The 2,282-nt window shown below is 71.2% G+C and carries 3 protein-coding genes and 1 pseudogene; 2 read left to right on the plus strand and 2 right to left on the minus strand.

Going from position 1 to position 2,282, the window contains the following annotated elements:
* A partial coding sequence (locus HW445_RS27580; protein WP_374939706.1) for a class I SAM-dependent methyltransferase occupies nucleotides 1-258 on the minus strand: 258 nt, incomplete at its 3' end.
* 20 nt (nucleotides 259-278) lie between these two features.
* Nucleotides 279-1,012, minus strand: a pseudogene (locus HW445_RS27585) (DUF3043 domain-containing protein).
* 124 nt (nucleotides 1,013-1,136) lie between these two features.
* Here HW445_RS27585 and HW445_RS27590 point away from each other — a divergent pair.
* Nucleotides 1,137-1,940: a PspA/IM30 family protein gene (locus HW445_RS27590; protein WP_180223587.1), complete on the plus strand. Its 804-nt coding sequence runs from the start codon at nucleotides 1,137-1,139 to the stop codon at nucleotides 1,938-1,940.
* Nucleotides 1,941-1,967: 27 nt separating this feature from the next.
* Nucleotides 1,968-2,246, plus strand: a complete 279-nt coding sequence (locus HW445_RS27595; protein ID WP_151772911.1) for a hypothetical protein — start codon at nucleotides 1,968-1,970, stop codon at nucleotides 2,244-2,246.
* The last annotated feature ends 36 nt before the right edge of the window (nucleotides 2,247-2,282 follow it).

Raw genomic sequence — 2,282 nt, forward strand, 5'->3', positions numbered from 1 at the left:
CGCGGCCTCGATCATCGTGGGGTCGCGTTCCACGCCGGTGACCTGGTGCCCGGCGCGCGCCAGGCGCAGCGCCTGGGTGCCCTGGCCCATGCCGACGTCCAGCACCCGCAGCCGCCGGCCGACCGGGAAGTGGCCGATGATCTGCTCGTCGAGCTGGCGTGCCACCAGCTCCTGGCGCACCACGTCACGCAGCCCGCCCACCTTGCCGAGCCAGGCGCGGGCCGCGTCGGAGTCGAAGGGCGCCGTCTGCCGCGGCACCCGGTCGGAACCGGTGGTGGTCAGGGCCGCTCCCCGCGCTTGACCTGGGGCTTGGGCAGCCGCAGACGCCGCATCTGCAGCGAGCGCATCAGCGCGTAGGCGACGGCGCCGCGCCGGTTGTCGTTCGGGAACTTCTCGGCCAGCCGCTTGCGCAGGCGCAGGCCGGTGACGACGGAGTCGAGCACGATCATCACGATGACGGCCAGCCACAGCAGCATGCCGAGGTACTGGACCCGCTGGTTCTGGATGACCGTCAGGATCAGGATGATCACGGCCATGGGGAGGAAGAACTCCGCCACGCACCAGCGCGAGTCGATGAAGTCGCGGGCGAACCGGCGGACCGGGCCCTTGTCGCGCACCGGCAGGTACCGCTCGTCGCCGGAGGCGAGCGCCTGGCGCTGGCGCTCCAGCGCGGCGCGGCGCTCCTCGCGCTGCCGCTTCGCCGCCTCCTTGCGGTTGGTCGGCGTGTTGGCGACGCTACGGCGCTGGGACTGGGCCACGCTCCGCTTGGGAGTGGGCCTGCCCTTCGGGGCCTGCGGGTCGCGGGGCTGCTTGGCCTGGCTCACCGGCGACTGCGCGGCGTCCTTGGCCTTCTCGTCGTTGGCACGGCTACGGAACACAAAACCCAAGGGTACGGGGTGCCCGTCGGCATGGACCACCGCCCCGGCGGGAACGATCCCGCAACGGCCCGCGTCCTCACCCGTGGGAGAACGGGTACCCGTTCTCCTCCCTGGGCCGGATCGGTCGTGTTCATGGTCGTCCTCGCGGAGGACCGGATCGGCCACCGGACAGTGCGGTAATGGAGACACAGCCCTTACCGTGGGTTGTATCGGCAGTAGCTGGAGCTGGAAGTCGTCAGAAGGGGGCGCGCGAAGCCCATGAGCGGTGTCATGAAGCGTATGGGGATGATCTTCCGCGCGAAGGCGAACAAGGCCCTGGACCGGGCCGAGGACCCTCGCGAAACCCTCGACTACTCGTACCAGAAGCAGCTCGAGCTGCTGCAGAAGGTGCGTCGCGGGGTCGCCGACGTGGCGACCTCCCGCAAGCGTCTGGAGCTCCAGCTGAACCAGCTGCGCTCCCAGTCGGGCAAGCTCGAGGAGCAGGGCCGCAAGGCGCTGGCGCTGGGCCGTGAGGACCTGGCCCGGGAGGCGCTGAGCCGGCGTGCCGCGCTCCAGCAGCAGGTGACCGACCTGGAGACGCAGCACAGCACCCTCCAGGGCGAGGAGGAGAAGCTCACCCTGGCGGCCCAGCGGCTCCAGGCGAAGGTGGACGCCTTCCGCACCCGGAAGGAGACCATCAAGGCCACGTACACGGCGGCCCAGGCGCAGACCCGGATCGGCGAGGCCTTCAGCGGCATCTCCGAGGAGATGGGCGACGTCGGGCTGGCCATCCAGCGGGCCGAGGACAAGACGGCGCAGCTGCAGGCGCGGGCCGGCGCGATCGACGAACTGCTCGCCTCGGGCGCGCTGGACGATCACTCCGGGCTCGCCAAGGACGACATCCAGGCCGAGCTGGACCGGCTCTCCGGTGGTACGGATGTGGAGCTGGAGCTGCAGCGGATGAAGGCCGAGCTGTCGGGCGGGACGTCCGCGCAGCAGCAGGCCATCGAGGGCGGCCAGCAGGCGTCGGGCGAGGACCGGGCGCAGTCGCGGGAAGCCCCTCGGTTCCACAAGGAGCAGTAGCCCCGAACGGCTTCAGGGAGGCCAGGGATGATCGTGCGGATCATGGGCGAGGGCCAGGTCCGGCTGTCCGACAGCCATCTGACCGAACTCTCCGTCCTGGACGACGAACTCCTCTCGGAGATGGAGCAGGGTGACGGCCCGGGTTTCCGCCGGACGCTGCAGGCCCTGCTCGACAAGGTCCGGGAGCTGGGGGAACCGCTGCCGGACGACTCCCTGGAGCCGTCCGAGCTGATCCTCCCGGCTCCGGACGCCACCCTCGACGAGGTCCGCGACCTCCTGTCCGACGACGGCTTGATCCCGGGCTGACGCCCGCACGACCGGCGCCGCCGGGCGCCCGCGGGC

It is taken from the genome of Streptomyces sp. UH6, assembly GCF_013421635.1.
GTDB lineage: Bacteria > Actinomycetota > Actinomycetes > Streptomycetales > Streptomycetaceae > Streptomyces > Streptomyces abyssomicinicus.